Here is a 26,826-nt window from a genome sequence, read left to right as displayed (position 1 = left end):
CCTTTGCGGTGGTTTATCGATGTCCACGCCTTGAGGCCCAGGGCCTCGCTGAGCGAGCATGGATTAACTGGATGTTGTTGAGGTGCCAACTTCTCCTTGTCGGAGACTGAGCCCGATCAAGGCATCATAGAGCGCTTGCTGCCCGGCGGGTAGAACAGGGAGCAACGTCGCACGGCGCTTGTCGACACCGAACCAGGACTCAACCAACCATCCCACCAGATAGAGTGCCGAAAGACATCCGCCAGCGGTTGCCACGTTACCTTGGCATACAAGCGGCTGGTCCATGGGCTCAAGCCCCAGAGCCTGCAAGCTCGATCGCGCATCCGGGTGTGTGGTTGCCTGGCCGTTGAGCAGCCCAAGCCGTTCGAGAATGAAAGCTCCGGCGCATATGGAGCCGATTCGCTGGCGCCTGGGGTCAAGTTCAAATGACGGCAGGAAATCCGGCGCGGCAAGTGCAGCGGGTATCCCTTCCTTGCCGCTGACGAACAATACCGCGTCGGCACTATTGGCTTCGCAAAGCGGACCGTGCACCGAAACAGGCAGGCCGTGCGCCGATCGCACGATAGCGCTAGAACCCAATATTCGGACGTGCCAGTCCTGCGTGTTGCGGCCTAGAATGTCCCACATCAGGAATAGGTCGATATCGGTGAATTGGTCGAAAGCAACCAGAACGATTTTCTTCAAGGCGAACTCCATGAAAAGTGCTGGCGTGCAAAACGCAACGGCCATCTTTGCTGGTGTTTGCAGCGTATCAATCGGTTGCGCACCATACACAGTCTGTATGGCGCCAGATCTGGAGCGAAATAACGGGTGAGAAAACTAACGCGTCACCATTGGATCGCGGCAGGTTTTGAGGCTCTCGACCAAATAGGGCATATCGGTGTTTCGGCCGAGAGTCTCTCGCGCCGATTGAATGTGACCCGCGGATCGTTCTATCACCATTTCCGCAATCGCGAAGACTTTGTCCGCACCTTGCTGGCCGCTTGGGAAGAAGACTACACCGAGCGCATGCTCGCTTATGCGGCGCAGGGGCGTAGCGCGGGCGAAACCTTGCAACGCTACTTGAGTATTGCCGCGGAGAAACAACCAGGGCGGGAAGTTTCCATCCGCGCCTGGTCGTTGCACGATCCGTTGGTAGGCGAGTTTCAGCAGCGTGTTGACACAAGACGACTGGACTTCGCGATACGGACATGCCGCCGTTTGGTCCCTATGCCAGGCCAGGCAGAAGTGATTGGTCAGGTGGCCCATCTGTGCCTGATTGGTGGCCAACAGGCAGGGCTGCGGCGTGATGCCGCGCGCTTCAACAGTTTCCTGCATGGAGCCTTTTCACTTTTCGAAGGGGCTCTTGCGCCGTGGCGGCCTAAGTCGTGAGCTGAAATTTCGCCGCAAGGTTGGAAGCTGTCGAGTGAGCGGATGCAACGGAAAGAAGCGTGAAGTCTGGCTTCGGACAGATCAAATGTTCACTCCGCGAACATCTCGTCGTATCGCCTGGGGAGGAACGCCAAAGCCGCGAATGAACACTTCGCGCATATGGCGTCGATCACGAAAGCCGGTTTCCTTGGCGACCACGTCCAGTGAATGACGGCTCTGTTCGATCATCACCCGCGCGGCCTCCAGGCGCAGACGCTCGATGGCCTTGGCCGGAGATTGCCCGGTTTCCGTCGTGAACACGCGAGTGAACTGCCGCGGGCTAAGGTGCACGGCCTCGGCCAGATCCTCAACGCTGAGTGGCTTGTGCAGGTTCTGCCGGGCGTAGTTCAGCGCGTTCTGGATACGGTCGGATTTCGGAGCGAGGGTGAGCATCTCCGAGTGCTGCGATTGCCCGCCCGAACGACGCTGGTGCATGACCAGCTTATGCGCCACCGAACGTGCCACTTCCGGGCCCAGATCCTTCTCCACCATCCCGAGGGCCAGATCCAGGCCGGCAGTCATGCCGGCGGACGTCCAGACGTTGCCATCGATTATGAAGATGCGGTCATCCTCGACGCTGATCTGTGGATACAGACGACGCAGTGCCGCGCCATAAGCCCAGTGAGTAGTCGCGCGACGCCCATCGAGCAGGCCGGCCTGGGCCAGCACGAAGCCTCCAGTGCAGATACCGGCGACGCGGCGCGCCTGCTGCCCGGCCTGGTGTACGAATGCCAGGGCTGCCTCGCTCGGCGGCGTTTCCAAGGGCTTGTTGACCCCGACAATCATCCAGGTGTCCGCCAGGCCAGGGGTGTTCAGGGCGCGGGTTTCGATACCCAGGCCCAGGGACGAGCGCACGATACCGCCGGCGACGGAGAAGAACTCTATGGAATAGAAGGGCGCCTCGGCCACGATGTTGGCGTACTCGAAGACGGTCTGGGTGGCCAGCGACAGCACCTGGAAGTCGTCGGAGAGCAGGTAGCCGATTCTGTGCATGGTCGGATCTCATGTTGGTCGTGTCCTGAAACATGACTGTATACGTCATTTAGGTCTTTTCCAATCCTCGCCATGATGTGTCCCAAGCCCACCCCACCTGGAGACACAACATGAGCAACGCATCCAAAGGCACCGCACTGGTCACTGGTGCATCGTCGGGTATCGGCGCCCTTTACGCCGAGCGCCTGGCCCAACGTGGTTACGACCTGATCCTGGTCGCCCGTAACCGCGAACGCTTGAACGACCTGGCTCGCCGCATCACCGATGACACCCAGCGCGTGGTCGAGGTGCTGCAGGCCGACCTGGGCGATGCCCAGAGCCTGGCCAGTGTCGAGGCCAAGCTCAAGGAAGACGCGAGCATCACCCTGCTGGTCAACAACGCCGGCATCGGCACCCACACGCCGCTGCTCGACAGCGACGTCGGCCTGATGACGCGGATGATCAGCCTCAACGTGACTGCACTGATGCGTCTGAGCTATGCCGCCATCACCGGGTTTGTCGAGCGTGGCAACGGCGCCATCATCAACATTTCCTCCATCGTCAGCATCGCCCCGGAGTTGCTCAACGGCGTGTACGGCGGCAGCAAGGCCTTCGTCACCGCCTTCAGCCAATCGCTGCATCACGAGCTGGCCGACAAGGGCGTGCGCATCCAGGCCGTGTTGCCAGGGGCGACCGCCACCGAGTTCTGGGACAACGGCGGCCTGCCGCTGGAGCACCTCGACCCCGCCATTGTGATGCCGGCCAGCGCCCTGGTCGACGCCGCGCTGATCGACTTCGATCGCGGCGAATTGATCTCCATTCCCTCGTTGCATGACGTCAGCCAGTGGCAGGTCTACGAGTCAGCGCGCAAGGCCATGTTCAGCAAGCTTTCCAGCAACCAACCCGCGCCGCGCTACAGCGCCGAGCGTTGATCGACCCCTCATCAGGAGAGACAGCATGAAACTCAACGGCAATACCATCTTCATCACTGGCGGCACTTCGGGTATTGGTCGCGGCCTGGCCGAAGCCTTCCATCAACGTGGCAACAAGGTGATCATCGCCGGCCGCCGCCAGGCCCTGCTGGACGAGATCGCTCGGGCCAATCCCGGTATCGACACCGTGGTGCTGGACATCAACAATCCGCAGCAGATCAAGCAGGTGGCGCAGCAGGTGATCGAGCGTCACCCCGACCTCAACGTGGTGATCAACAACGCCGGCATCATGCCGTTCGATAACGCCGCCTCGGGTGATCTCGACGACGAGCAGGCGGTGGGTCTGCTGGCCACCAACCTGCTCGGCCCGGTGCGCGTCAGCGCGGCCTTCGTCGAGCACCTCAAGCGTCAGCCGGATGCCACCATCATCAACAACAGCTCGGTGCTGGCGTTCATTCCGATTGCCGTCACCGCGCTGTACTCGGCGACCAAGGCGGCCATTCACTCCTATAGCCTGTCGCAGCGCTTCATGCTGCGTGACACCAGCGTCAAGGTGCTGGAAATCGCACCGCCATGGGTCGACACCGATCTGGTCCACAAGAGTGGCGACCCGCGCGCCATGCCGCTGGATGCCTTCATCGCCGAGACCCTGGCCAAGCTGGAGACGGCGACCACCGAGGTGATCGTCGATGGCATCGCCGCGCTGCGCGCCAACGTCGGGCCGAACGAGCACGCCCTGGTGGAGCAGTTCAACCAGTCGATCATCGACAATCCCATCCCCGTTGCCTGAGCCCTGCGCCCGACCTCACTGGGAGGTCGGGTATTTTGATGTTTCTGCTGCTTGCCTTCGTCAGCCTGCGCTTCTCCGAGTGGCGCGTCCGTGTGCAGGTATCCGCGCCCGGGCTGCGCTGATCAGCGGCTGCCTCTTACACTGGTAATCTCGCACGCCATACTCTGCCAAAGAGCGGCCGCCAGGGGCGCAGTTCACGGCCTTTCCCGATGACAGACGTCCATGAGCCGCGCCAAGGGAAGGATTACGTTGCCACCGCCGACATGAGCAACTTGCGAATTTCCCCTGTAATCGCACTTTTGGTGCCTTGTTCCAGTATCCCCACCCGGCGTACCGCCAGGTCGCCCGGCAACGGCAGCACGCGCAGGCTTGGGTCTTTGTGCCAGTCGAAGTTTTTCAGCAACGGCACAATCGCCACTCCGACTTGCTGGCGCACCAGGTCGGCGATTCCGATGATCGAGTTCAGTTCCAGTATCTCCAGCGGTTCGACCGATTCACTCTTGATGATCGACTGCACCTTGCGACCCACTGCCGTGGACCTGTCGTAGCGAATAAACGGCTGGGTTCTCAGCAACTCCACTGCGTCGTCGATGCCGGCGGTCTGGGTGGCATTGGCGAGCATGACGATCGGTTCGTTGTAGAGCAGGGTCCAACTCATGCCATCGAAGTTTTGCCGCGCAGTCTCGATCAGCAGCGCGGCGTCGAGTTTGGCGGCCTGTACCAGGTTGACCACTTCGTCGGAACGGGCGGTCATCAGGTTGACCGATATCCTGGGGTGCAGCTTTTTCAGTTGTACCAGGCAATTGGCAAGCAGGCCCATGCCAGAGGTAATGCCGCCAATCGACACTTCGCCCTCCATGGCTTCACCGTCGGGGGCTTCGGCGATCATTTGCTCGTAGTCCGCCAGCAGACGCTTGGCCTTGGGCAGCAATAACACACCATCGCGGCTCAGCTTGATTTGCCGCTGGCTGCGGTCGAACAGCGGCCGGCGCATTTCCTCTTCGAGTGCGCGCATTTGTTGGCCGACGGCGGCGTTGGTCAGTGCCACGCGGTCGGCAGCGGCGGCAAAGCTGCCGTACTCGGCGACGGCGATAAACGTCTTGAAAAAACGAATGTTGCTCACGGGTCAACTCGCAGCCATGGGTAGAATTTGATCGTAAAGGTTTTGTTTGTCCTGGATAAAGTTTAATTAGTTTTTCTTTTTATAGCGCCCGGCCAATACTCAAGTCCGAACTGACTCGGCGAACTTTCCAGATGAGCAATCCAGATACCAACCCCATCGACGCGGCCTTGCGTGCGGCCAAAAACGTGTATCACCTCGGCGCTACCACGGTGTACTCGCACCACGAGGACAGCCGTTTTGCCTACACCCTCTATGTGCCCGAAACCATTGAAGACAGCTCCCGGCCCGTGGATCTGGTGGTGTCGCTGCACGGCTCGACCCGTGCGATGGAGATTTATCGCAATGGCTTCGCGGAGTTTGGCCGCTGGAACGATTGTGTGATCCTGTCGCCACTGTTCCCGGTCGGCGTGCTGGGTGACAGCAACGGCGATGGCTACAAGCAACTGGTCGAGGGCGATATCCGTTACGACCAAGTATTGCTCGACATGATCGCCAGCGTCGGCAAGCGCTACGGTCGTCGCTTCGATACCTTTGCGCTGTTCGGCTATTCCGGCGGCGGGCAATTCACCCACCGGTTCTGCTACCTGCACCCCGAGAAGCTCTGGGCGGCGTCCATCGGTGCGCCGGGCTCGGTGACCTTGCTGGATTTCGAGCAGGACTGGTGGGTCGGTGTGCGGGACTTTGCGACGCGCTTTGGCAAACCGTTGAACCTGCAAGCCTTGCAGCAACTGCCGGTGCACATGGTGGTCGGCGATTCAGACCTCGAAACCTGGGAAATCACCCACCGCGAAGGGGGCAAACACTACATGGCCGGTGCCAACGCTGCCGGACGCACGCGCCCGGAGCGCCTGGCCAGCTTGAAGGCGAGTTTCGAAGCCGCCGGTGTGCAAGTGCACTTCGACCTGTTGCCCAACGTCGCGCACCAGGGCATCAAGGTGATGCCCGCTGCCCAGGACTTTTTCGCCAAAGTGTTGCGCCGCAAGCGCAGCCTTGGCTGATACACCGCTGGTAGATGCACTCAGAACAGGCCGTACAACAATAATCAAGGATTCACTCATTCTGATGCCGGTCCTGCCTTGGCTCCCGCCACTGACCGGAAAATTTCTTCAAGGAGTCTTTCTCCCGTGAATAGTTACGTAAAGACGGCACTGGCCGTCGCGATGTCGGCGTGCACCTTTTCCATGGCCGTCGCGCAAGACAAGGTCATCAGCGTTGGTCTCAATGGTGATATCCGCAGCACCGACCCGGGCGTCAACCGCGACGACAATACCGATGCGGTGATGATGCACATCGTCGAAGGGCTGGTGGCGTATCGCGAAGACACCAGCATCGCGCCGATGCTGGCCAGTGCAGTCGCTGTCTCGCCGGACGGCTTGCGCTACACCTTCAGCCTGCGAGACGGCGTGCACTTCCAGAATGGCCAGCGATTGACGGCCAAGGATGTGCAATGGACCTGGCAGCGCTACCTGGACCCCAAGACCCAGTGGCGTTGCCTGGCGGAGTTCGACGGGCGTGGCGCAGCCAGGATTGTCGATGTCGCCACCCCTGACCCGAAAACCGTGGTGTTCACGCTGGACCAGGCCAACGGCTTGTTTCTCGCGGCGATGGCTCGCCCGGATTGTGCCGGCAGCGGCATCCTGCACCCGGATTCCCTGGCCGCCGATGGCAGTTGGCGTGCACCGATCGGCACCGGGCCGTTCACCCTGGGCAAATGGCAGAAGGGCCAGTACGTCGAACTGGATCGCTTCAAGGAATACACGCCGCGTGCCGAGGCCGAGGCGGACGGGTACACCGGCAACAAGCAGGCGTTTGTCGACAAGGTGCGTTTCCAAGTGATCCCCGATTCGGCCTCGGCCAAGGCCGCGCTGCTCTCGGGTGGCGTCGACCTGCTGCCGGACGTGACGGCAATGGACGCCGCACAACTCAAGCAGGACAAGAATCTGCAGATCCAGGTCAGCCCGATCATGACCATCAGCGGCCTGCTGTTCCAGACCCGTGACCCGTTGCTCAAGGACGTGCGCATTCGTCGCGCGGTGGCGTTGTCCCTGGATTACGCCCAGATGGTGGCGGCCTTGTCCGATGGCTTGTCGGTGGTCAACAACTCGGTCATCCCCACCGCCAGCCCGTATTACGACGACACCGCGCGCCAGGGCTACACCTACAACCTCGACGAGGCCCGGCGCCTGTTGAAAGAGGCCGGTTACGGCGGCGAAAAAATCCGCATGCTGGTCAACAAGCGCTACCCGCAGATGTTCGACATGGGTTTGCTCAGCCAGGCCATGACTCAGGCGGCGGGGCTGAATATCGAGATGGAAACCCTGGAGTGGGGCACGCAGCTGGAGCGCTATCAGACCGGCAGCTACCAGATGATGTCCTTCTCCTATTCGGGGCGTTTCGATGCGGCGCAGAGCTTCGAATCAGTGATCGGCGACAAGCAGAAGGAGCCGCGCAAGGTCTGGGACAACCCCGAAGCCTTGGCGATATTGCGCGAGGCCCAGCGTGAGGTTGACCCCGCCAAGCGCCAGCCGCTGTTCGACAAGCTCCACACCTTGATGCTCAAGGATGTACCGATGGTGGTCATCTACAACGGTACCGCCATCGGCGCGATGGGCAAGCGCGTTGAAGGTTATCGCTCCTGGCCCGTTGCCAAACCGCGCCTGTGGGGCGTGAAGCTGGCCGACACTTCCAAGTAAGGCGTACCGCTATGTTTCGATTCATATTGCACAGGCTCGGCATGGCGGTGCCGACCCTTCTGTTGATCTCGGTGATTGTATTTGCCTTGATTCGGCTGATCCCCGGCGACCCGGCGTTGTTGATGCTGGGCGACATGGCCGACCCCAAAAGCCTTGCCGACATGCGCAGCAGCCTGGGGTTGGACCACTCGGTGGTGACCCAGTACCTGATCTGGATCAAGTCGGTGCTCAGTGGCGACCTGGGGATGTCCATCAGCAGCCGCCAGCCGGTATTGGAGTTGCTGATCGAACGATTCAGCGTCAGTGCCACAGTGGTGCTTGTCGCGGTGTTACTGGCGACCCTGCTCGCGGTGCCGGTGGGTTTGCTCGCGGCCTGGAAGCAAAACAGTGTGCTGGACTTGGGCCTGGTGGCTACGGCGACGTTGCTGCTGTCGGTGCCGAGTTTCTGGTTGGGCTTGTTGTTGCTCTATGTGTTTGGCATCCAGCTCGGCTGGTTGCCGGTGATCGGTTACGTCGGCTTTGCCAGCGACCCGATGAAAGCGTTGACCTATGTGGTGCTGCCGATCATCACCCTGACCCTGGTGGAGTTCGGCGCCATTGCGCGGATGGCGCGGGCCAGCACCATCGAAGTGCTGCGCCTGGAGTATATCGCCCATGCCCGGGCCAAGGGGTTGTCGGAGGGGGCGGTACTGTGGAAACACGCTCTGCGCAATGCGTTTGCGCCCACCTGGACCTTGATTGGCCTGATTCTCGGCAATTTGCTCGGCGGCATTGCGGTACTGGAAACCGTGTTTACCTTGCCCGGTATCGGCCGCTTGATGGTCGATGCGATTTTCTCCCGTGACTACCCGGTGCTGCAGGGTTGCCTGTTGCTGGTCACCTGCATCTACGTGTTGGTCAACCTGTTGGTGGATCTGTTGTATCCGCTGTTCGATCCAAGGGTGAAGCTATGAACCTCAAGACTCCTGCCTTGCCGACAGGGCTGGATACCCAGCCTCGACGTACCTGGCGTTACCCGCCGTTGAATGTGTTGATCGGCGGCGGCTTACTCGCGGCACTGGTATTGCTGGCGCTGCTCGGCGTGGTGTGGACACCTTATGACCCGCTCAAGCTGGACTTGTTGTCGCGCCTGCACGCGCCCAATGCTGCGCACTGGCTGGGCACCGACGAATTCGGCCGTGACGTGTTCAGTCGACTGATTATTGGGGCGCGCACCAGCCTGTGGATCAGCCTGCTCTCGGTGAGCGTGGCGGTTATCTGCGGCACGGTAATCGGTATGCTTGCCGGTTACCTGCGCGGCTGGACCGACCGCGTGCTGATGATGTTCAACGATGCTCTGCTGGCGTTTCCGGGCATTCTCATGGCCCTGGGCATCATGGCAATCATCGGTGCAAGCCAGTACGGCATCGTCCTCGCCCTGGGCATTGCCTATACCCCGTCCGTGGTGCGGGTAGTGCGGGGCAGTGTGTTGTCGTTGCGCGAACTGGAGTTCATCGAGGCCTCTCGGGTGATCGGCAACTCCGAGCTGTACACCATGTTCCGCCATATCACCCCCAACTGCCTGGCGCCGCTGTGTGTGCTAGGCACGAGCATGTTCGGCTGGGCGTTGCTCTCGGAGAGTGCGCTGAGTTTCCTGGGGCTGGGCGTTCCGCCGCCGGCCGCGACCTGGGGCAGCATGCTCTCGGCGAGCCGCACCTACATCTCGACGGCGCCGTGGCTGGGGATCTTCCCGGGCATTTTTATCAGCTTGACGCTGCTGGCTATCAATCTGTTCGGCGATGCCTTGCGTGATCGTCTCGACCCGCGCATGAGGAAATGAGCATGAGCGTTCCAGTCCCATTACTGGCCGTTGAAAATCTACAGATTCGCGTCGGTGCAGACGGTCCGCTGGCCGTCGATGATTTCAGCTTCACCATGGCCCCCGGCGAGATTGTCGCGCTGGTCGGCGAATCGGGCAGCGGCAAGACCATGGCCGCACGCGCTGCCATTGGCTTGCTGCCGGCACCGATGCGGGTGTGTGGTGGGCGCATCACCTTCCAGGGCGAACCGCTGGACAGCGGCAACGCCAAGGCGATGCGTAAGGTGCGCGGAGCAAGGATCGGCATGGTGTTCCAGGAACCGATGGTCTCGCTCAACCCCGCGCTGACGATTGGCCGGCAGATGAGCGAGGCGCTCAAACTGCATACCGCGTTGGATGCGGCGACGATCCGCGAGCGCTGCAGTGCCATGCTGCAACGCATCGGTATCAAGGATGCTGAGAAATGCCTGGAGTCCTACCCGCACCAGTTCTCCGGCGGCATGCGCCAACGCATCATGCTGGCTTCGGTGATGTTGCTGCGTCCGGCGCTGCTGATCGCTGACGAGCCAACCACGGCGCTCGATTGCCTGGCACAACTGGACGTGATCGAGTTGATGCTGGAGCTGACGCGCGAGCAAGGCACCGCGATTCTGTTCATCAGCCACGACTTGTCCCTGGTGGCGCGTTATGCCCACAAGGTAGTGGTGATGCGTGCGGGCAAGGCGGTGGAGCAGGGCCGTATCGAAGACATCCTGTTCGCGCCAAAGGCCGACTACACCCGACAGTTGCTTGAAGCGCTGCCACGGCGCGGCGAACTGGCGCCATTGCCGGCCACCGACAACGCGTTGTTGCAGGTCCGGGATGTGTGCATCGAACACCCGGGGCTGCGCAGTTTCTGGGGGCGCAGCGTACCCAAGCGCGTGGTGCATTCGGTGAACCTGAGCATTGCACCGGGCGAGACCTTGGCCTTGGTCGGTGGCAGCGGTTCGGGCAAAACCACCCTTGGGCGTGCAGTGGTCGGGTTGGTCACGCCCTGCGCTGGGGCCATCCTGTTCCAGGGCGTGGATATCCTCAAGGCCGCCAACCGTGCACACCGCCTGCAATGCCAGATGATTTTCCAGGACCCGTATTCATCCCTCGATCCACGCATGACCGTCGGCCAGATCATTGCCGAGCCTCTACGCCATGAGCCGGGGCTGACGGCCGCGCAAAAACGTCAGCGGGTCACCGAGACCCTGGTCGACGTCGGCTTGCCCGAGCAGTTCCGTGGGCGCTTTGCCCATCAACTCTCCGGTGGCCAGCGCCAGCGCGTGGCGATTGGCCGGGCGCTGGTCCGGCGGCCCAAGCTGGTGATTGCCGATGAGCCGATTTCGGCGTTGGACATGACCATTCAAAAGCAGATTCTCGAATTGTTCGAGCGCTTGCAACGCCAATACGGGTTCGCCTGCCTGTTCATCTCCCATGACTTGTCGGCAGTGGAGCGCATCGCTCATCGCGTGGCGGTGATGAACCAGGGCGAGGTGGTTGAAATGGGGCCGCGTAACGCCATTTTCGACACCCCACAACATCCCTATACCCGCCGGCTGCTCGCAGCGGCCAGCCCCTTGGAGAAACGTGCGGATGGCAGTTACCGCCTCCGTACCGGTGTGATTTAGGTACTGCTGCACCCCAGGCCATGTTTGAAACCCATCCCTTCGTCAATCGGTGATTGGCGAGGCGGGCGAAGCCATGGCCGAAGAAAACAAAAACAACCCCACTCAACCTGTCTGCCAGGAAGCTACACATGAATAACCGCATCAACAAAGTTGTCAGCAGTGCCAGCGTCATGGGCGTCGGTTTCATGCCCTTGTTTGCCCAGGCCGACTTTGTCGCCGATAGCAAGGCCTCGCTTGAATTGAAGAACTATTACTTCAACCGCGACTACCGCGAGTCCAGTGGACAGAACAAGCGTGCCGAATGGGCGCAGGGGTTCATTCTCAACCTCCAATCGGGCTTTACCGACGGCACGCTGGGTTTTGGCCTGGACGCGGTCGGCATGCTGGGCGTGAAACTCGATTCGAGCCCGGATAACTCCGGCACCGGGTTGCTGGCGCGCTCAAGCGTGGCCGAACCGGGCTCTCCCAGCTATGCACGCCGTGCCCATGACAACTACTCCAAACTCGGCATCACCGGTAAGGCGCGCATGGCTCAAAGCGAGCTGCGTGTGGGCTATATGGTGCCGGACCTGCCCACCCTGCAGCCAAACCTCAGCCGTCTGTTCCCGCAGAGTTTCAGTGGCACGGCGCTCACCTCCAAGGACATCGACAACCTGACCCTGACCGTGGGCCAACTGGACCAGGTCAAGCAACGCGACTCGACCCACTACGAGGACATGGGCCTTACCAGCCAGTACGGCGCCTACAAAAGCAGCGCCAAAAGTGATGAGTTCCGCTACGCCGGCGGCGAGTACAAGCTCACGCCCACCACGGTCGTTACCTATCAGTACGCGCAACTGGAAAGCCTCTACCAACAGCACTACCTGGGTTTGAAAAACAGCTTCAAGTGGGGCCCCGGTACGTTCAAGACCGACATCCGTTACTTCAACGCCAGCGAAGACGCTGCGGCCCTGGCCGGCAAGGTGGATAACCGCGCATTGAGTACCCGTATCGGCTACAGCCTCTATGGCCACAACCTCAGCGGCGGGTACCAGGAACAGTACGGCTCGACGCCGTTCACCTACGTGGACGGCACCAACACCTACCTGTTCACCGAGTATCAACTGGCCAACTTCTCCCAGACCGGCGAGCGCGTGTGGCATGCCCGCTATGACTATGACTTCGCCTCGTTGGGCCTGCCGGGCCTGCTGTTCTCGACGCGTTACGCCAGGGGCGACAACGCCAAGGTCATCGGCTTCGAGGGCGAAGGACGCGAGTGGGAGCGCGATTTCAGCTTCGGCTACGTCGTGCAAAGCGGCACGTTCAAGGATGTGTCTGTGCGTTGGCAGAACGCCAGCGCCACCAGCAACTTCACCCGTGACACCAACGAAAACCGAGTGATCCTGGGTTACACCGTGGCGCTCTGGTAGCGGTAACGGCGTGCAACAGGGGCAGCCTGTCGCACGCCAAGGCAGTGGAAATGAGGGGATAGATCAGATGACGAGTTTGCCGTTGCGGCGGGCACTGCCCAGCCAACAACGCGTATCGGCGCGTGGCGTGAGTGATTTCATTGATGCGGTGAACGCTGCGGGCCTGGAGTTGCACAGTTTCATGCTGTACCGCGACGGCGCGGTGGTGGCCGAAGCGTTTTGGGCGCCTTATAGCGCCGAGCGGTTGCATGTTCAGCATTCGGTCACCAAAAGCTGGGTATCCATGGCCGTCGGGCTGTTGGTGGATGACGGCGTGCTGTCGCTGGACGCCAAGGTGGTGGATTTTTTTGCCGCCGATTGCCCGGTAACTATCAGCGCAAACCTGGCAGCCATGACCGTGCGCGATTTGCTGACCATGCGCACCGGCCATCGCCAGGGCATTTCCGGCGGGGCCTGGCGTGGGCGCAGTGAAAGCTGGGTCAAGCTGTTCCTCGATGAACCGGTTGAAGACCCACCCGGGCAGCACTTTATCTACAGCAGCGCCTCGAGTTTCATGCTCTCGGCGATTGTCAGCGTGGTCAGCGGCCAGACGGCCTTTGAGTTGTGCAACGCACGTATCTTCCAACCCATGGCCATGGGGAGCATCAAGTGGGACCTGGCACCTGGTGGTTTCAACACTGGCGGCAATGGTCTGAGTTGCAGCACCGAGGACTTGCTCAAGTTCGGTGTGCTGCACTTGCAACAAGGCAACTGGGAAGGGCAGCAGTTGCTATCCCGGGAATGGGTGGCCGAAGCCACCCGTGGGCATGTCGATGATGTATGGATGGGGGCCTTCGACGGCAAGCGCTACCAAGGCCGCGATTCGAGCGACGCGGGTGTCACGCGCCGCGAAGGCTATGGCTACCAGTGGTGGATGACCCTGCACGGTGGCTACTACGCCTCTGGAGTATTTGGCCAGCAGTGCATCGTCTTGCCACGCCATAACGCGGTGATTGCGTTTACCGCCGGGCTGCCCTTGGGCGAGCGGCGCTTGCACAGCCTGCTCTGGGAACATCTGTTGCCGGCGCTGGGTGTACCCGCCGACGGCGCGGCGGATGCCGAGTTGGCGGCGCTGTTGGCACGCCAGCGGCGGCCGGCTCTCTCTGGGGCGTCGACCTCGCCGCGTCACGCCGAGTTCAACGGCAGGTTTGTGGTGGAGGCCAACGAAGATCAAGTCAGCGAAATACGTTTGGTGCTTGGCCCTGACCACTGCGACTTCTACCTCACCGACCCCCGTGGCACCCACTGCATTCGCGCCGGCATTACCAACGGCATCGAAAGCCAGACCAGCATGACCGGCCATTATCTGCATCACCAATACCAGCCGGAACTCACCCCGGTGGTGGCGCAGGCACGCTGGACCGACGACGGGGTATTAAGCATGACCTGGCAGTTTGTCGAGATGGCGTTTTGTGACCGTGTCAGCTGCCGTATTGAGCACGGCAAGTTGTATGTGGACCGCAGCGTCAACGTTAACGCCGGCCCGTTGCAGCGCCCGACGCTGATCGGCCACCCAAGAACCGCTTTGCAGGAGTCGCTATGAACGATATTTCCAACCCGACAGCTTCCAAGTGTGGCGCGTTCTGGGCACCGTTTACCCCGATGCGCCAGTTCCAGCAACAACCGATGATGTTCGCCAGTGCTGACGGCATGTACTACACCACCACCGATGGGCGTCGCGTACTCGATGCAATGGCGGGACTCTGGTGCGTCAACGCCGGGCATGGCCAGCCGAAAATCGTCGAGGCCATTCGCGAGGCAGCGGGGCGCCTGGACTTTGTCTCGTCATTCAAGATGAGCCACCCCCACGCCCTGGAGATGGCTGAGCGCCTGATCGACATCAGCCCGGCCGGCATGGCGCAGGTGTTCTTTACCAACTCAGGTTCCGAGGCCGTCGACACCGCGTTGAAGATTGCCCGGGCGTATCACCAGGCCCGCGGCGACAGCCGCCGTACCAAGTTTATCGGCCGTGCCAAGGGCTATCACGGCATGGGTTTCGGTGGGCTGTCGGTGTCGGGTATCGGCCGGCAGAAGCGTGACTTCGGTCCGTTGTTGGGCGAAGTGTCACACCTGCCGCTGCCTTACGACGCGGGTATGCGTTTCAGCGCCGGGCAACCGCAGCAGGGCGAAGGTTACGCCGACGCGCTGACACAACTGTTGGACATTCAGGATCCGAGCACTGTGGCCGCGGTGATCGTGGAGCCAGTGACAGGCTCCGGCGGGGTGTACCCGCCGCCCCAGGGTTATCTGCAGCGCTTGCGCGAGATCTGCACCCGGCACGGCGTGCTGCTGATTTTCGACGAAGTGATCACCGGTTTTGGCCGCGTCGGCGCCAGCTTCGCCGCCCAGGCGTTCGGCGTGACGCCAGACTTGATCACCACCGCCAAAGGCCTGACCAACGGCGCCGTGCCCATGGGCGGCGTGCTGGTAAGCGGAGCGGTGTACGAAGCGTTCATGGCCGGGCCGGCGAACGTCATCGAGCTGATGCACGGCTATACCTATTCGGCGCATCCGCTGGCGTGTGCGGCCGGGTTGGCGACCATCGAAGTGCATCGCGAACTGGGCATCAATCAACACGTCAACGCGGTCAGCGGGCCCTGGCAGTCGGCCGCGCTGGCGCTGCAGGGTGTGGGGCCGTTGCTGGACGTACGCACCATCGGTTTGCTCTGCGCCGTCGAACTCGAGCCTCGCCCCGGTGCCGCCGGCGCGCGTGGCAGTGAAGTTGCGCAGTGGTGCTTTGAGCACGGCGTACTGGTACGCGGTTCGGGCGACACCATCGTGATTTCGCCGCCTTTGGTCATCAGCCAGCAGGAGATCGCCCAGGTGTTCGACACCTTGGCGGCTGCCTTGAACCAGGTTGCCTGAAGGGAGTCGATGGTATGTACGATTTGTTTGAGTTCTACATTGACGGCGCCTGGGTCAAACCCCACGGCGAAACCGTCGAGACCGTGGTAAACCCGTCCACCGAGCAGGGGGTTGCGCGCATCATCCTGGGCGATGCTCGCGATGTAGACCGTGCGCTCGGCGCCGCCCGGCGGGCTTTTCCGGCGTTCGCCGCGACTTCGATCGAGGCACGTATCGACTTGCTGCAGCGCATCATCGAAGCCTACAAACGCCACAGCGAGGCGTTGATCGAGGCGGTTCATCTGGAGATGGGCGCGCCGCTGTCCCTGGCCCGAAGCGCTCATGTCCCGGCAGGCCTGGGCCATCTGACGCAGGCGCTGGAAGTGCTGCGCGAGTACCGCTTCGAACGGCGCCTGGGTCAGACGCTGGTACTGCGTGAGCCTATCGGCGTGTGTGCCCTGATCACCCCCTGGAACTGGCCACTCAATCAACTCACCTGCAAGCTCGCACCCGCCCTGGCGGTGGGCTGCACGGTCGTACTCAAGCCAAGTGAGTGTGCGCCGTTGTCGGCGTATATCGTCGCGCAAATCCTGCATGAGGCCGGGGTGCCGAAGGGGGTGTTCAACCTGGTCAACGGTAATGGGCCGGAGGTTGGCGCTGCGCTGGCCAGTCATGCCGAGGTGGACATGGTGTCGTTTACCGGCTCGACCCGCGCCGGCATCGCAGTGGCCAAGGCGGCGGCCGATACAGTGAAGCGTGTGTCCCAGGAACTGGGCGGCAAATCCGCGAACATCCTGCTCGACGATGCCTACCTGCCGAGCGCGGTGCGCCACGGGGTACAGGCGTGCATCCGTAACAGCGGCCAGTCGTGCAATGCGCCAACGCGCCTGCTAGTACCGCGCGCGCAACAACCGGCGGTGATTGATATCGTCCGGGAAGTGCTGGCGCAGGTGTGCTTCGACGACAGTAACCCGACCTGCGCCATCGGTCCTGTGGCGAATGCCCTGCAATTCGAACGGGTACAGGCCATGATCGCCCAAGCCATCGCCGAGGGCTCGCGATTGATCGCCGGAGGGCTGGGACGACCACAAGGGATTGAGCGCGGCTACTACGTGCAACCTACGGTATTTGCCGACGTCACCCCGGACATGCTGGTGGCGCGGGAAGAAATCTTCGGCCCGGTCCTGGCGATCATGCCGTACGACAGCGAGGCCGAGGCGATAGCCATCGCGAACGACAGCCCTTACGGCTTGTCAGGTTACGTCACCTCGACCAGCCTCGAACGCAGCCGCAGGGTTGCGCGGCAATTGCGCACCGGCATGGTCCATCTCAATGGCGCCCGGGCCGACCAGGCCGCGCCGTTTGGCGGCTATAAGCAGTCGGGTAATGGTCGCGAGTGGGGGGAGATGGGGTTTGAAGAATACCTGGAGAGCAAGTCGCTGTTTGGGTATTAACGGCTTCAGAGGTGCGCGACGGACCGATAAATCAACGGCCCCTTTGCGCGCTGGTTGGCGCTCATATGAGGCCATAATCGAGCTTTGGATAGGCTGCTTTCGGCCAAAAGCAGCCTGTCGATCCGGTCTGACAAACTCCGGTAGACATGACTCTTGCCATGACCCTTGTGAGTTTTGCTTGTGCCGGCAAGACCGGTCCGTATCAGTAAGGTAGACAATATGATGGCAAAGCAGTAGCGTCGAACTTTAGCAATGGGGCACGAGGGAAGTGCGGTTAGTCTGGTAGATAGAAATCAGTGGCCACCTTAACAGGGCTCTTGTTCATTTCATTTGGATCAATCGAAAATATCACGTACGAATGCGTTCACAAAATGTTCGAGGTCGTGAAACCGAGTTTACTCCCTTTGGCTTTCGATAAACTGTTAGGTGGTTGTAAATGACGGAAGAAAAACATGAATATCACTGCCCGTTGAGTGCAGTGGATCGCAGACTGAGTGATGTGCATCGTCATTGGCATGAGGCTGAACGTGGATATTTCGACCCTGACACATTTAGGGTGGCGATCCAGACTGCGATTCAAACGTTGCGCACTGTTAGCTTCATTTTGCAGAGCAATAAACGGATTTTTAGTAATTTTGACCCTTGGTATGAATCTTGGCAGTTGAAGCTGCGCGCGGATCCGTTGATGCGCTGGATGGTGGATGCCCGTAACAGGATCGAAAAACAGGGAGATCTGGAGGCGCATAGCTTCGTTCGAGCCGAAATCGTCGCTTCATACTACGAAGAGGGCCCGCGCATCGACGTGCCCGCAGAACTCTTCCAAAGCCCAGCAGAACTAATTAACAGTATTCAGTCTGAAGAACTAAGAAAGCATGTCTTTAAAGATGGCATCCTGCGTATACAAAGACGCTGGGTAGAAAATAGTTTGCCAGATTACGAGCTTTTAGACGCTGTAGGTATAGCTTACGGAAAAATAGCTGAATTAGTAGTTGATGCTCACCGTGAGCTAGGTTTGGAACCGCCTTCCACAATGGTCAACGATGTTGATCACACTTCAGGCAGAGAGTCACGCGGTGGCAGATTACCCTGCATGATTGGTCACGGCGAATCCCGAAGTCACGATGTATGGCTTGCGACGGGGCAGGCAATGGAACTGACACAAAAAGAAGTCGAGATTGACTTGGCTGAAACGGAGCAAGCTGCCAAAAGATATGGGCTATCTCCGAAGGATATGTTCCCATCAACAGCCCCTGGCCCGGAATCGAAGTTGAATGATCTATTTGCTACTGCCCGCAAAATGTTCTTAGTAGATGGTCATCACATCACCATTGCATTCCTACTCAAGGGCACCAATATCGCACATATTTCCACTTTGGCTGTACAAGAACACGGGGAAAAGTACCTTGTCATGAGGGTGCTCGCAAATGAGGTCATCAAGCATGGAGCGGATGCTGTAATCATTATTGGTGAGGTCTGGTCCGCCCGTTTTGATCCGAGCAAACCTTATCGTCGAGCAGTGGATGCACCCGACAAAAATGAGTTCCTAACGGCCACCCTTGTGAGTAAAACTGGTGATCCGGTGCAATTACACGCCCAAATCATTCGGGATAATAATGTTACAACCCTCGCAGAAACGGAGATATTACGAGATCAGGCGCAAGTAGCGTTTGCTCCAATTTACTCCGCTTGGGGGCGCGAGATTCCCAGTGCATGGATCAATGTATTGGGGTCTCAAGACCAGTAACGTCTGAACGCATCCACAGCGAGATCTTTCTATAGACGTCTTAACACAAACCGGCCTGCTTTCACGCCCCATTGCAGTCGTCAGCGAACGGCTGCAATGGGTCCGAAAGCTGCCACTCGTAGGCGGCGGCCTTCAGCCCATTGCAGCCTGTCAGTCGTAATACCAACGTTGATCCATAGTGATCCGCGGAATGCTCAGGAGTCTACACAGCATTCAAAGAGTTCAGGGTGCTCCATAAAGTGTAGATAATCCACCACCTCCGTTGGTACGCCAAGATATGAGTAGACGACGCGCGCTTTACTTGAAAAGCCTCCGTCATTGGTCACAAAGTAATCTGCGTGCGCCGCATAAATAGCGTGTGAAACATCATGCATCCGCGACCTGGACTTTTTAACAGCATCAGGCTTATATCGGATTTCCTCGAGGTGATTGAATACCACCTCGAAAACGTGCTCCATGACTTCTTGCGATTTAGATATGCTTTCCCACGTATAATTAGTGACCCCCGCACGCGCGCATTTTTCTGCGAGCGAAAGACTCGACTTCAACTTTTCCAACAGAGGGTTTTCATATTCTGGCTTACACAAAAAGTCAACCGGCATATTAGCCATTACATTAGAAGTTGCACCCTTAGGGTCTTGGGCTTTAAATCCTTCGAGCATGCTTCGTTCTTTCGGGTCAAGGTAATAGTTTCTATCAGCGTGCTTCAACACACGATCGAGACATCTGGCAGGAAACTCTCGTATGAATTTTGCCGGCTCACACCCTGTGCCTGGAAAAACTTCAAGATCCTCAGTGATTTTGGAAATAGTTATAGCTTTGTTAATTGTTCGTTTCGCAATCTTCTTGGCTTCAGCTTTATTTTGGCCCCTATTCCACATAAGAGAAGATCCAATATCCTCCAAATGCGCGGGACTGTAACAGAATCTATATGCATCCCTTAGTTTATCAATGCGCAAACGAACCCTAGGATCTTTGTTGTCGTGATAATAAGCAAACACATTGTAATCTAAGTAGATGAGCTTCTTGTTTGACACGTCAATCTCTCGAAATAATGAATAATGGTTTCTACCGATAAAATATAAAATATGCCTAACTTATAAGCCAAGCTCAACAGCTGTATTTTTTATCTCGCTTTACGACCGCACGGAAAAACAAATGACAGGTCATGATAGGAAACTGGTTATTCGTAGCTTTAATCCCCTAAGCAGGGCAAAAAATCGCCTAATTGCGGTCGATCTGTTGCCGGTCACAGATTCAGATATCTTTAGTCCACCGGGGCGCAATGCCCAGATCACTGTATATTGGCTCAAGCATCTGCAGATCAAAAGGCCAACATCCAGGAAGGGAACGTGATCGAGTTTTCACAAGAAAATATATAAGAGTAATTGCAGGAATACGATAGATCGCTTCTTTTGCATTTCTCTCCTCTATCTTGGCCTTGAGGACATTCGCAAATTTCTGTACAAAAGTGCCATACCCCTCGAGCCCATTACTCCCGATAGCAACTCGTAATTGGTCGATGATGTAATCATTTTCGCGAGACTTGGGCTCGAAAACAACAGCAGAAAGCTCTAAGGCATTTACTTTAGCCACCTCATCCTTAATAGCTTGGACAGTGGCGAGTGATGTTAAAGTACTTTTATTTGCCCTTAGCAGCATATCATCCGTTGTTTCCATAAGCGCCATGCTCTTGGCAAACAATCGATGAACATCGGGATGACTGGTTATGTTTGATTTATAAAGAGTATCGTGACTTAACTCAGCATAGGCGTGCTGAAGAAGAGTTCTTACCTGTATCTCACACTTGGTGCCGACTGGTATCAGTACTCCCTCGTGAGATAACTCACTGTAGGATGTTACGATGAAATGGGCGGACTGATAGTCAAATATTCGAGGATCTTTTTCACGCCACTCATCGAATTCTTTACTACTCATCGTGTGCCAGTGATCCGATGCCTCAATGAGCCTTGAGACCTCTACAATCTGATCAGACAACCCCAACACAAAGCGGGCTCCTACTTTATCTGTAATATCCTCATAGTTGGAGAACCAGCCTTTGTTAAGCACAAATGCCTTAGCGATCAGTGAGCTCTCGTCCTTAACCCTGACCTCAGGCGGGATTTTCACCCACTTCTGATAGGCCTGAGTGCCAAAAGTACAGGTGATAGCTTCTGTTATTTTTTCAACGACAAATTGGCCCCAAGCCTTAAGGTATGGGGCCTCACTTCGGAACCGACTGAGGTAATCTTCCTCTGTCATTTGTCCTGGCTCACAAGAGCTCCTTGGATCATCAGCGTTGTATGCGTTTGAGTTGTTTCCACCACCTTCACAAGCTCTGCAAACGTATCAGCCGGCGCGGTGATCTTGACATCATTGGTGAAGCTTAGCTTGCGACGGGCCAATTTCCTGTTGATCGCCTTGGTATCTTTGACAATCGCAGAGTCAGGAAAGCCTTTCCTTCCCATGTAACCCACAAAATCATCCGATTCCTCAGGGCTCATATAACGCTCAGCGAATTCGGTACCTTCGATTGTGGTCGACGTATCCGTCTTGAGGTAGGTGTACAACGCTTGTTGCAAGTCGATTTTTCGCTCCGGTGGCACATCCATCCCTCCGATAAATTCGGCGGTGTAATCGAAAAAATCGCGGGTCCGCTGCACCGCGTTGTCCGGAATTCTGAGCCCTAAGAAGCTGGAGTAAAAATATTTCGCAGCTTGACGATCGTCATCGGATTTTATATTGCTGTCGAATACATGCGCATTAAGGTCAACAACCGCTCCGCTAGTTTTGGAAACCGTTTCGTAAAAAATACCGATCTTATAAAGTTTAGATTGCGGGGTGAGGATCAGGTTTTCAAGGTAGGCGAGAGTGATCTTGCCATCCTCTTCCGTTTCCGTGAAACCAGCTTGCTGTTCGGCCTTGATAATGATCAAGCACCGCTTGTTGTCTGTGTCCGTGGTCCCGGAAATAATCACCAAAGTGCCGCCAGGCCAGCGTTTGCTGGTGTGGATGGAAGTATGGTGGTGGGCAATCGCTGCCGAGGTGGTAATAAATCCCCGATCAGATGCTTGAACTAGTTGCTTAGAGTACTCGTAGCAACTCGCAGTCGTTTTGTTGGAGACATCCATTGCCAACGACCCTGACCCTGTCCCGAGAACCTTGCTGACCCGCTCCTGAAGCATTTGCTTACCCGCTTGATCGAGGGTAGTCAACTCAAGGCTGATTGTGGCGGGCGTAGCGCCATGCTCATTAGGCTTATGTACGTTATGCAAAATAATACGATCAAAGATCAAGTTGTTGAATGGATTGCTCATTGACCATTCCTCTTCAACGCAGCGTCATAGACCCGCTTTGATACACTCGGACTTTCTGTTGCCAGTTTGTTCAGCTCAAACTCAGCCTCCTTCAACCGGATTTCCTTTTCAGAACTTTCGAGTGCCATGGCTAACTCCAGTTTCCGACGGACATGGCCATAGCCAGCCCCAGAAATTCGGTGAAGGTTCGTGCGATCTTCAAGTTTCAAAAAAGTTTGTAATGAGGAGAGAATTGCTGCCAGCAGCGTGAAGAGAGCGAGCAACACTTTGGATACATCCCCAAGCGTCGCCAATAATGTGGTGGCACCTGCAATTGCAGTGATGCCGATGGTTAGCACACCCAGCCAGCGGTGGACCGAGCTTAGACGTTCTGCCATCAACTGATGCGACAGCTGTGACTCTCTGGATCGCTTGAGCCAGCGCTGCAAAACTTCAGCGCTGCTCCGAAACTCTAGTTCAGAACTCATGTACATCCCTTAGTGTAAAAAATGCGAGGAAGGGATGTACGCAACTAGCTTAGACGTCCCTGCCAAGCGTGGAAATCAAACGTATCACAAGTAATGGCTCTTTAGCATCATCATTTCCTTCGTTACCAATGTGGAGAATCACTTGCGCACGATCTCGCAGATTCCGGGGCAACGATCCGCACGGCCAGGCAACTGTACATTCATACAGCTTTTCTGCGCAAGTCGACGCGAGACTAGGCGGAAGATGGCCTTTGTCGATAGTCGTTCTACACGAAAGGCAGCTATTGGCCGATTTCTGCCTGTCGCGACGACCGGCTGAAATCGCCATTCAGCAAACCGGATCCCGATAACGTCTTATCCAGGAATACTGGAAGGATTTAGGCTCGGTTTGATGGCTCCGTCGCCGATAGCTGCCCAGATCAGCGCTGTGGCAATAAGTACAATGTTCAAGCACCTGAATCTGTTCAATACTCACACCACTCGCAACCAAGTGGTGCAGCGCATATTTTCGTAGATCGAACCAGGCTTCATTATGTGTGACCTCAGGTTCGACCCAAGGCGCACTTGCGGGTGGCACTCTGTGGGGCGTCCACGGCGGAGAATCGTTTTGCCAAAGATGGCTGTCGGCATGTTCAATACCCTCGACAAACTTCCTGTTCACCTCATAACAACAGGGGCCGATGGATGGGCCTATCACTATTCGCAATCCAGCAAGAGAAGCACCTTCTTTCTCTAACCGGCCTATCGAATTACCGAGGATGCCTGCTTTCAAACCCTGCCATCCGGCATGGATTGCCGCTACAAATGGTTGATCAACCGACGCAACCAGAACCGGCAAGCAATCGGCAGTGATGACCGCTACCGCACCCCGGACTCCTCTCGAGAACAGTGCATCGGCGACAGGACGTTCATCTCGCCCTTCCACGTCAGCATCGATGATGTGCGTTCCGTGAGCCTGAGCACAGTAACGTGTTCCTTCCGGCAGCGTTAAGTTTCCAGAAGTCTCGAAACCATGATCCACGCCGGGGATATCGAGCAGCAACGAAGACAGGTAGGTCATAGAGCAGGTCCTATCGATGGCAATCCCTGGTACCGGCATATCATCCGTAAGAGGGATGGGTCAAGCTCGCAGAGAGCCCTGCTGGACGTTTATGCTCACAGCCAAGCTGCTTGATTTGACTGTCCCCTCCTGGCCCAGAGTGTGTAAAAACACAACTACGCTCAAAAGCCCTGTATCGAATTTTTATTTCGTTGTACGTTGAAGCCGCGGACGGCTTTGAACTGAATGATGACCGTCCCCGGCCACAACACTCGCAAAGGAATGCACATGATCGATGGTTCCGCCGTTTTGACAGTCTTTTTGGTTTACCTGGCCGGTGTCGTTATTCCAGGGCCAAATTTCGTTGCAGTAGTCCACAAAGCGGTAGCTGCTACGCGGTCAGAAGCTTTGGCCTTGGTAGCAGGCATCGTATTGGTCAATTTGTTCTGGGCCACCTGTGCAATCGCAGGTATCGGCGTTGTATTTGCTGCGTTCCCTTGGGCGGCGCTGATCGTAAAAGTTCTGGGGGCTGCCTATCTGATGTGGTTTGGATTCCGACTGCTGCTCAAGGCCGGGAAGAGCGCGCTTGCCCCCTGCAATAATTCTGTCGTCGGAAACTTTCGGCAGTCATTCATTCAGGGGGTTGTTACGAACATTGGCAACCCTAAATCCATGGCCTTCTATGCTGCTATTTTCTCAGCAGCAGCCCCCACCCACGTTTCACCAAGCACGTTTTTGTCGATGCTGGCAGTCGTAGTGGTGGTTTCGATGACTTGGTATGGGGTGGTCGCAATCGCTCTTTCGCTACCTGAGATTGCTTCAGCGTATCGAAAGAGGAAAAAAGCTATTGATCGATTATGCGGTGGTTTGATTTTGTCTCTAGGGATCCGGCAGCTGGTTCAATAAGTCTACGATTGAGTATCTATCCAGCCCGAAACCCTTGCTATGATTTCTGAGGATTTCATCGCAAGGATCGCCCATGAAGCGCTTTATTCAAGGCGAACAGCGAGGCCAAGGCACCTTATTTCCCGAGAGTCTCGACGACTAAATCAGCGATACCAACCCGGTGCGCGTAGTCGACGTCTTTGTCGATGAACTCGACCTGGTCAATCTGCGTTTTGAAGGTGTCATCCCTGCCGATGCTGGCCGGCCTGCTTACCATCCCTCGGTCTTGCTGAAGATCTACATCTACGGTTATCTCAACCGCATCCAGCACTTTCATGCGATTGGCGCGACAACTCGCGCCAGAGCGGTTTCAGTGCCGGCGCGCATGTCCATGGGCTCGGTGGCGAGCCAGATGAAGTCGATGCGGATCATCGCAGCAGGTCTCGCAGGAAAGCTTAACGGGGTGAGTGCAGAGATGAGCCTGAATGTGCTCGCTTACAATCTGAAAAGGGTTATGAAAATCATCGGCACCACTGGCTTGATGAAAGCGTTAACGGCGTGAAAACCGGTCTTTTTTACCCCATCCAAAAGACTTTAAGAGGTTGCTGAGCCGTTTTAACTGTTCCTGGAAACGTCGTGACCTTGATCCGTTTGCGAAACGTGAGCACGGTCTCCTGGCGTCGATATAGAAACCCAATCTGACGTTTTTACACACTCTCGGCCGAGAGCGGACTGGCTGCTCTAAATAAATCCGCCCCTTTTTCGTGTGAGTGGCGCTCCCGTGTGCAGGTATCCGCGCCCGGGCAGCGCTGATCGGCGGCTTGCTCTCCCGGGAGCTTCATCTGGAGCTCTCTCCTAAGAGGGGATACGTGCAAGCGGGCTTCCCGCAGCCGCTTGCACCGAGATGGGAGCGCTCGATTGTCCTTTCAAAAGGGCTGGTTGAATATCTCGGGTAGCGACCTCAATGGCGACTAACAGCCCCCCTCACATCATCGTCATGCCACCGCAGTTGCAATCGTTCTGGAGCGCCAGGCAAAGGCCAGCACCATCAGCAGCCCCAACCCCGCCATTGCCGCCCCGGCCAGGGAAATCGCCGGATAACCCAACCCCGCTTTGATCACCGCTCCGCCCAGCGCCGCACCAATCGCGTTGCCGAGATTGAAGGCGCCGATGTTCACCGCCGAGGCCAGGTTGGGCGCGTCCTTGGCCGCTTCCATGACGCGCATCTGTAGCGGCGGCACCAGGGCGAAGCTGGCGATACCCCATATCAGGATGGCAACGGCGGCGGGCAGCGGCCAACGCATCAGTGCGGTGAACGCCAGCAAGACGAGAATCAGCACGCTCAGTGAAACGATCAGAGTGCGGTCTATCGAGCGATCGGCGGCCTTGCCGCCCCACATGTTGCCCAGCGTCAACCCCACACCGAACAGCACCAGCATGGCGGTGATGTACGCGGTGGACGCATGGGTCTCGCTGCTGAGGATCGGCGCGATGTAGGTGAAGACGGTAAACATCGCACCGGAGCCTACTACGGTCAGGGCCAGCGCCCCCAGCACCGGGCCACGACCCAGTACCCGAATTTCGGCCAGTACGCCGACGCTTTGCGGCGCCGGCAGGTTGGGCAGGGCGAACCACAATGCGGCCATGGTCAACACGCCGAGGCCGGTAATTCCCCAGAATGCGGTGCGCCAGCCGAACAGTTCGCCAAACCAGGCGGCCAGCGGCACACCGCCGATGGTCGCCAGGGTCAGGCCCATGAACATGGCCGCAACCGCCCCGGCACGTTTCTGCGGGGCGACCACACTGGCGGCGACGATGGAGCCAACGCCAAAGAAGGCACCGTGGTTTAGTGAGGTCACCACCCTGGCGACCATGAGGCTGTAGTAATCGGTAGCCAAGGCTGACATCAGATTACCCAGGGTGAAAATCGCCATGAGTCCGATCAGCAGATAGCGCCGGGGAATCCTGCCGGTGGTCAGGGTCATCAGCGGCGCGCCAAGCAGTACGCCCAGGGCGTAAGCACTGACCAACAGACCTGCGGCGGGAATGGAAACGCCGAGATCGGCAGCGATGCCCGGCAACATGCCCATGGGGGCGAACTCAGTAACGCCGATGCCAAAGGCACCAATGGCGAGTGCGACAAGTGGTGGATTGATACGCATGGAAGGCTCCTTATCTATGCCGTAAATGCTACGATCCAACCTTTTCAGGCGGTAGATAGCGTTTTTGGCAATCACCTTTGCGTAAGAGGCACA

23 protein-coding genes and 1 pseudogene are annotated in these 26,826 nt (G+C 57.8%); 15 read left to right on the top strand and 9 right to left on the bottom strand.

The window, feature by feature from the left end:
• Positions 1–63: 63 nt before the first annotated feature.
• Entirely contained in the window at positions 64–729 is a 666-nt protein-coding gene (locus tag GN234_RS06835) for a DJ-1/PfpI family protein (RefSeq protein ID WP_232200092.1), read from the bottom strand.
• Between the two features lie 81 nt (positions 730–810).
• Between GN234_RS06835 and GN234_RS06830 the strand changes: the two genes are divergently transcribed.
• The gene (locus GN234_RS06830) at positions 811–1,371 is read left to right on the top strand and encodes a TetR/AcrR family transcriptional regulator (protein WP_116832052.1); all 561 of its coding nucleotides are present in this window, start codon (positions 811–813) and stop codon (positions 1,369–1,371) included.
• A gap of 81 nt (positions 1,372–1,452) precedes the next feature.
• On the opposite strand, the gene GN234_RS06825 is transcribed toward GN234_RS06830, so the two are convergent.
• A complete protein-coding gene (locus GN234_RS06825) occupies positions 1,453–2,403 on the bottom strand; it encodes a GlxA family transcriptional regulator (protein WP_134923816.1) in 951 nt (316 codons plus the stop codon).
• Between the two features lie 110 nt (positions 2,404–2,513).
• Here GN234_RS06825 and GN234_RS06820 point away from each other — a divergent pair, with 110 nt between their 5' ends.
• Positions 2,514–3,314 (top strand): SDR family NAD(P)-dependent oxidoreductase, encoded by an 801-nt coding sequence (locus GN234_RS06820; RefSeq protein WP_176688135.1) that lies wholly within the window; start codon positions 2,514–2,516, stop codon positions 3,312–3,314.
• 25 nt (positions 3,315–3,339) lie between these two features.
• Positions 3,340–4,104, top strand: coding sequence for an SDR family oxidoreductase (locus GN234_RS06815; RefSeq protein ID WP_176688134.1), 765 nt, complete (start codon positions 3,340–3,342; stop codon positions 4,102–4,104).
• A gap of 244 nt (positions 4,105–4,348) precedes the next feature.
• Here GN234_RS06815 and GN234_RS06810 read toward each other — a convergent pair whose 3' ends face one another.
• The gene (locus GN234_RS06810) at positions 4,349–5,227 is read right to left on the bottom strand and encodes a LysR family transcriptional regulator (RefSeq protein ID WP_116832056.1); all 879 of its coding nucleotides are present in this window, start codon (positions 5,225–5,227) and stop codon (positions 4,349–4,351) included.
• 131 nt (positions 5,228–5,358) lie between these two features.
• On the opposite strand from GN234_RS06810, the gene GN234_RS06805 reads away from it, so the two are divergent.
• The 10 genes from GN234_RS06805 to GN234_RS06760 all read left to right on the top strand — a co-directional run bounded on the left by GN234_RS06805 (position 5,359) and on the right by GN234_RS06760 (position 18,863).
• The gene (locus GN234_RS06805; RefSeq protein WP_116832057.1) at positions 5,359–6,225 is read left to right on the top strand and encodes an alpha/beta hydrolase family protein; all 867 of its coding nucleotides are present in this window, start codon (positions 5,359–5,361) and stop codon (positions 6,223–6,225) included.
• Positions 6,226–6,351: 126 nt separating this feature from the next.
• A complete protein-coding gene (locus tag GN234_RS06800) occupies positions 6,352–7,920 on the top strand; it encodes an ABC transporter substrate-binding protein (RefSeq protein ID WP_109755235.1) in 1,569 nt (522 codons plus the stop codon).
• A gap of 11 nt (positions 7,921–7,931) precedes the next feature.
• A complete protein-coding gene (locus tag GN234_RS06795) occupies positions 7,932–8,873 on the top strand; it encodes an ABC transporter permease (RefSeq protein WP_116832059.1) in 942 nt (313 codons plus the stop codon).
• Positions 8,870–9,739: an ABC transporter permease gene (locus tag GN234_RS06790; RefSeq protein ID WP_109755233.1), complete on the top strand. Its 870-nt coding sequence runs from the start codon at positions 8,870–8,872 to the stop codon at positions 9,737–9,739. Before GN234_RS06795 ends, GN234_RS06790 begins: the two co-directional genes overlap by 4 nt.
• Positions 9,740–9,741: 2 nt before the next feature.
• A complete protein-coding gene (locus tag GN234_RS06785) occupies positions 9,742–11,373 on the top strand; it encodes an ABC transporter ATP-binding protein (protein WP_176688133.1) in 1,632 nt (543 codons plus the stop codon).
• A gap of 128 nt (positions 11,374–11,501) precedes the next feature.
• Positions 11,502–12,782 carry an OprD family porin gene (locus GN234_RS06780; RefSeq protein ID WP_109755231.1) on the top strand — a complete coding sequence of 427 codons (1,281 nt, stop codon included), beginning with the start codon at positions 11,502–11,504 and terminating at the stop codon, positions 12,780–12,782.
• Between the two features lie 67 nt (positions 12,783–12,849).
• On the top strand, positions 12,850–14,364 hold the full coding sequence (locus tag GN234_RS06775; RefSeq protein WP_176688132.1) for a serine hydrolase domain-containing protein: 1,515 nt from the start codon (positions 12,850–12,852) through the stop codon (positions 14,362–14,364).
• Positions 14,361–15,686 (top strand): omega-aminotransferase AptA, encoded by a 1,326-nt coding sequence (aptA, locus tag GN234_RS06770; RefSeq protein WP_176688131.1) that lies wholly within the window; start codon positions 14,361–14,363, stop codon positions 15,684–15,686. Before GN234_RS06775 ends, aptA begins: the two co-directional genes overlap by 4 nt.
• Positions 15,687–15,700: 14 nt before the next feature.
• A complete protein-coding gene (locus GN234_RS06765; RefSeq protein ID WP_163854189.1) occupies positions 15,701–17,119 on the top strand; it encodes an aldehyde dehydrogenase family protein in 1,419 nt (472 codons plus the stop codon).
• Positions 17,120–17,555: 436 nt separating this feature from the next.
• Positions 17,556–18,863, top strand: coding sequence for a hypothetical protein (locus GN234_RS06760; RefSeq protein ID WP_176688130.1), 1,308 nt, complete (start codon positions 17,556–17,558; stop codon positions 18,861–18,863).
• Positions 18,864–19,057: 194 nt separating this feature from the next.
• Here GN234_RS06760 and GN234_RS06755 read toward each other — a convergent pair whose 3' ends face one another.
• The 5 genes from GN234_RS06755 to GN234_RS06735 form a co-directional block, all read right to left on the bottom strand.
• Positions 19,058–19,900 carry a hypothetical protein gene (locus GN234_RS06755; protein WP_176688129.1) on the bottom strand — a complete coding sequence of 281 codons (843 nt, stop codon included), beginning with the start codon at positions 19,898–19,900 and terminating at the stop codon, positions 19,058–19,060.
• A 220-nt stretch (positions 19,901–20,120) separates the two neighbouring features.
• Positions 20,121–21,125, bottom strand: a complete 1,005-nt coding sequence (locus tag GN234_RS06750; protein WP_176688128.1) for a GTP pyrophosphokinase — start codon at positions 21,123–21,125, stop codon at positions 20,121–20,123.
• Entirely contained in the window at positions 21,122–22,180 is a 1,059-nt protein-coding gene (locus GN234_RS06745) for a nucleoid-associated protein (protein WP_122425323.1), read from the bottom strand. Before GN234_RS06745 ends, GN234_RS06750 begins: the two co-directional genes overlap by 4 nt.
• Positions 22,177–22,647 carry an SLATT domain-containing protein gene (locus tag GN234_RS06740; RefSeq protein WP_176688127.1) on the bottom strand — a complete coding sequence of 157 codons (471 nt, stop codon included), beginning with the start codon at positions 22,645–22,647 and terminating at the stop codon, positions 22,177–22,179. Before GN234_RS06740 ends, GN234_RS06745 begins: the two co-directional genes overlap by 4 nt.
• A gap of 328 nt (positions 22,648–22,975) precedes the next feature.
• Positions 22,976–23,707, bottom strand: a complete 732-nt coding sequence (locus GN234_RS06735) for a polyphenol oxidase family protein (protein WP_116832069.1) — start codon at positions 23,705–23,707, stop codon at positions 22,976–22,978.
• Positions 23,708–23,974: 267 nt separating this feature from the next.
• Here GN234_RS06735 and GN234_RS06730 point away from each other — a divergent pair, with 267 nt between their 5' ends.
• Both GN234_RS06730 and GN234_RS06725 read left to right on the top strand, forming a co-directional pair.
• Positions 23,975–24,592 carry a LysE family translocator gene (locus tag GN234_RS06730; RefSeq protein ID WP_116832070.1) on the top strand — a complete coding sequence of 206 codons (618 nt, stop codon included), beginning with the start codon at positions 23,975–23,977 and terminating at the stop codon, positions 24,590–24,592.
• A gap of 73 nt (positions 24,593–24,665) precedes the next feature.
• Positions 24,666–24,899: pseudogene (locus GN234_RS06725) on the top strand (transposase); the annotation flags it as partial.
• Positions 24,900–25,566: 667 nt separating this feature from the next.
• Here the strand turns inward: GN234_RS06725 and GN234_RS06720 are convergent.
• The gene (locus GN234_RS06720; RefSeq protein ID WP_176688126.1) at positions 25,567–26,733 is read right to left on the bottom strand and encodes an MFS transporter; all 1,167 of its coding nucleotides are present in this window, start codon (positions 26,731–26,733) and stop codon (positions 25,567–25,569) included.
• Between the last annotated feature and the right edge of the window lie 93 nt (positions 26,734–26,826).

This window comes from Pseudomonas bijieensis (assembly GCF_013347965.1).
Taxonomy (GTDB): domain Bacteria; phylum Pseudomonadota; class Gammaproteobacteria; order Pseudomonadales; family Pseudomonadaceae; genus Aquipseudomonas; species Aquipseudomonas bijieensis.
This window is presented reverse-complemented; position numbering and strand designations above follow the sequence as displayed.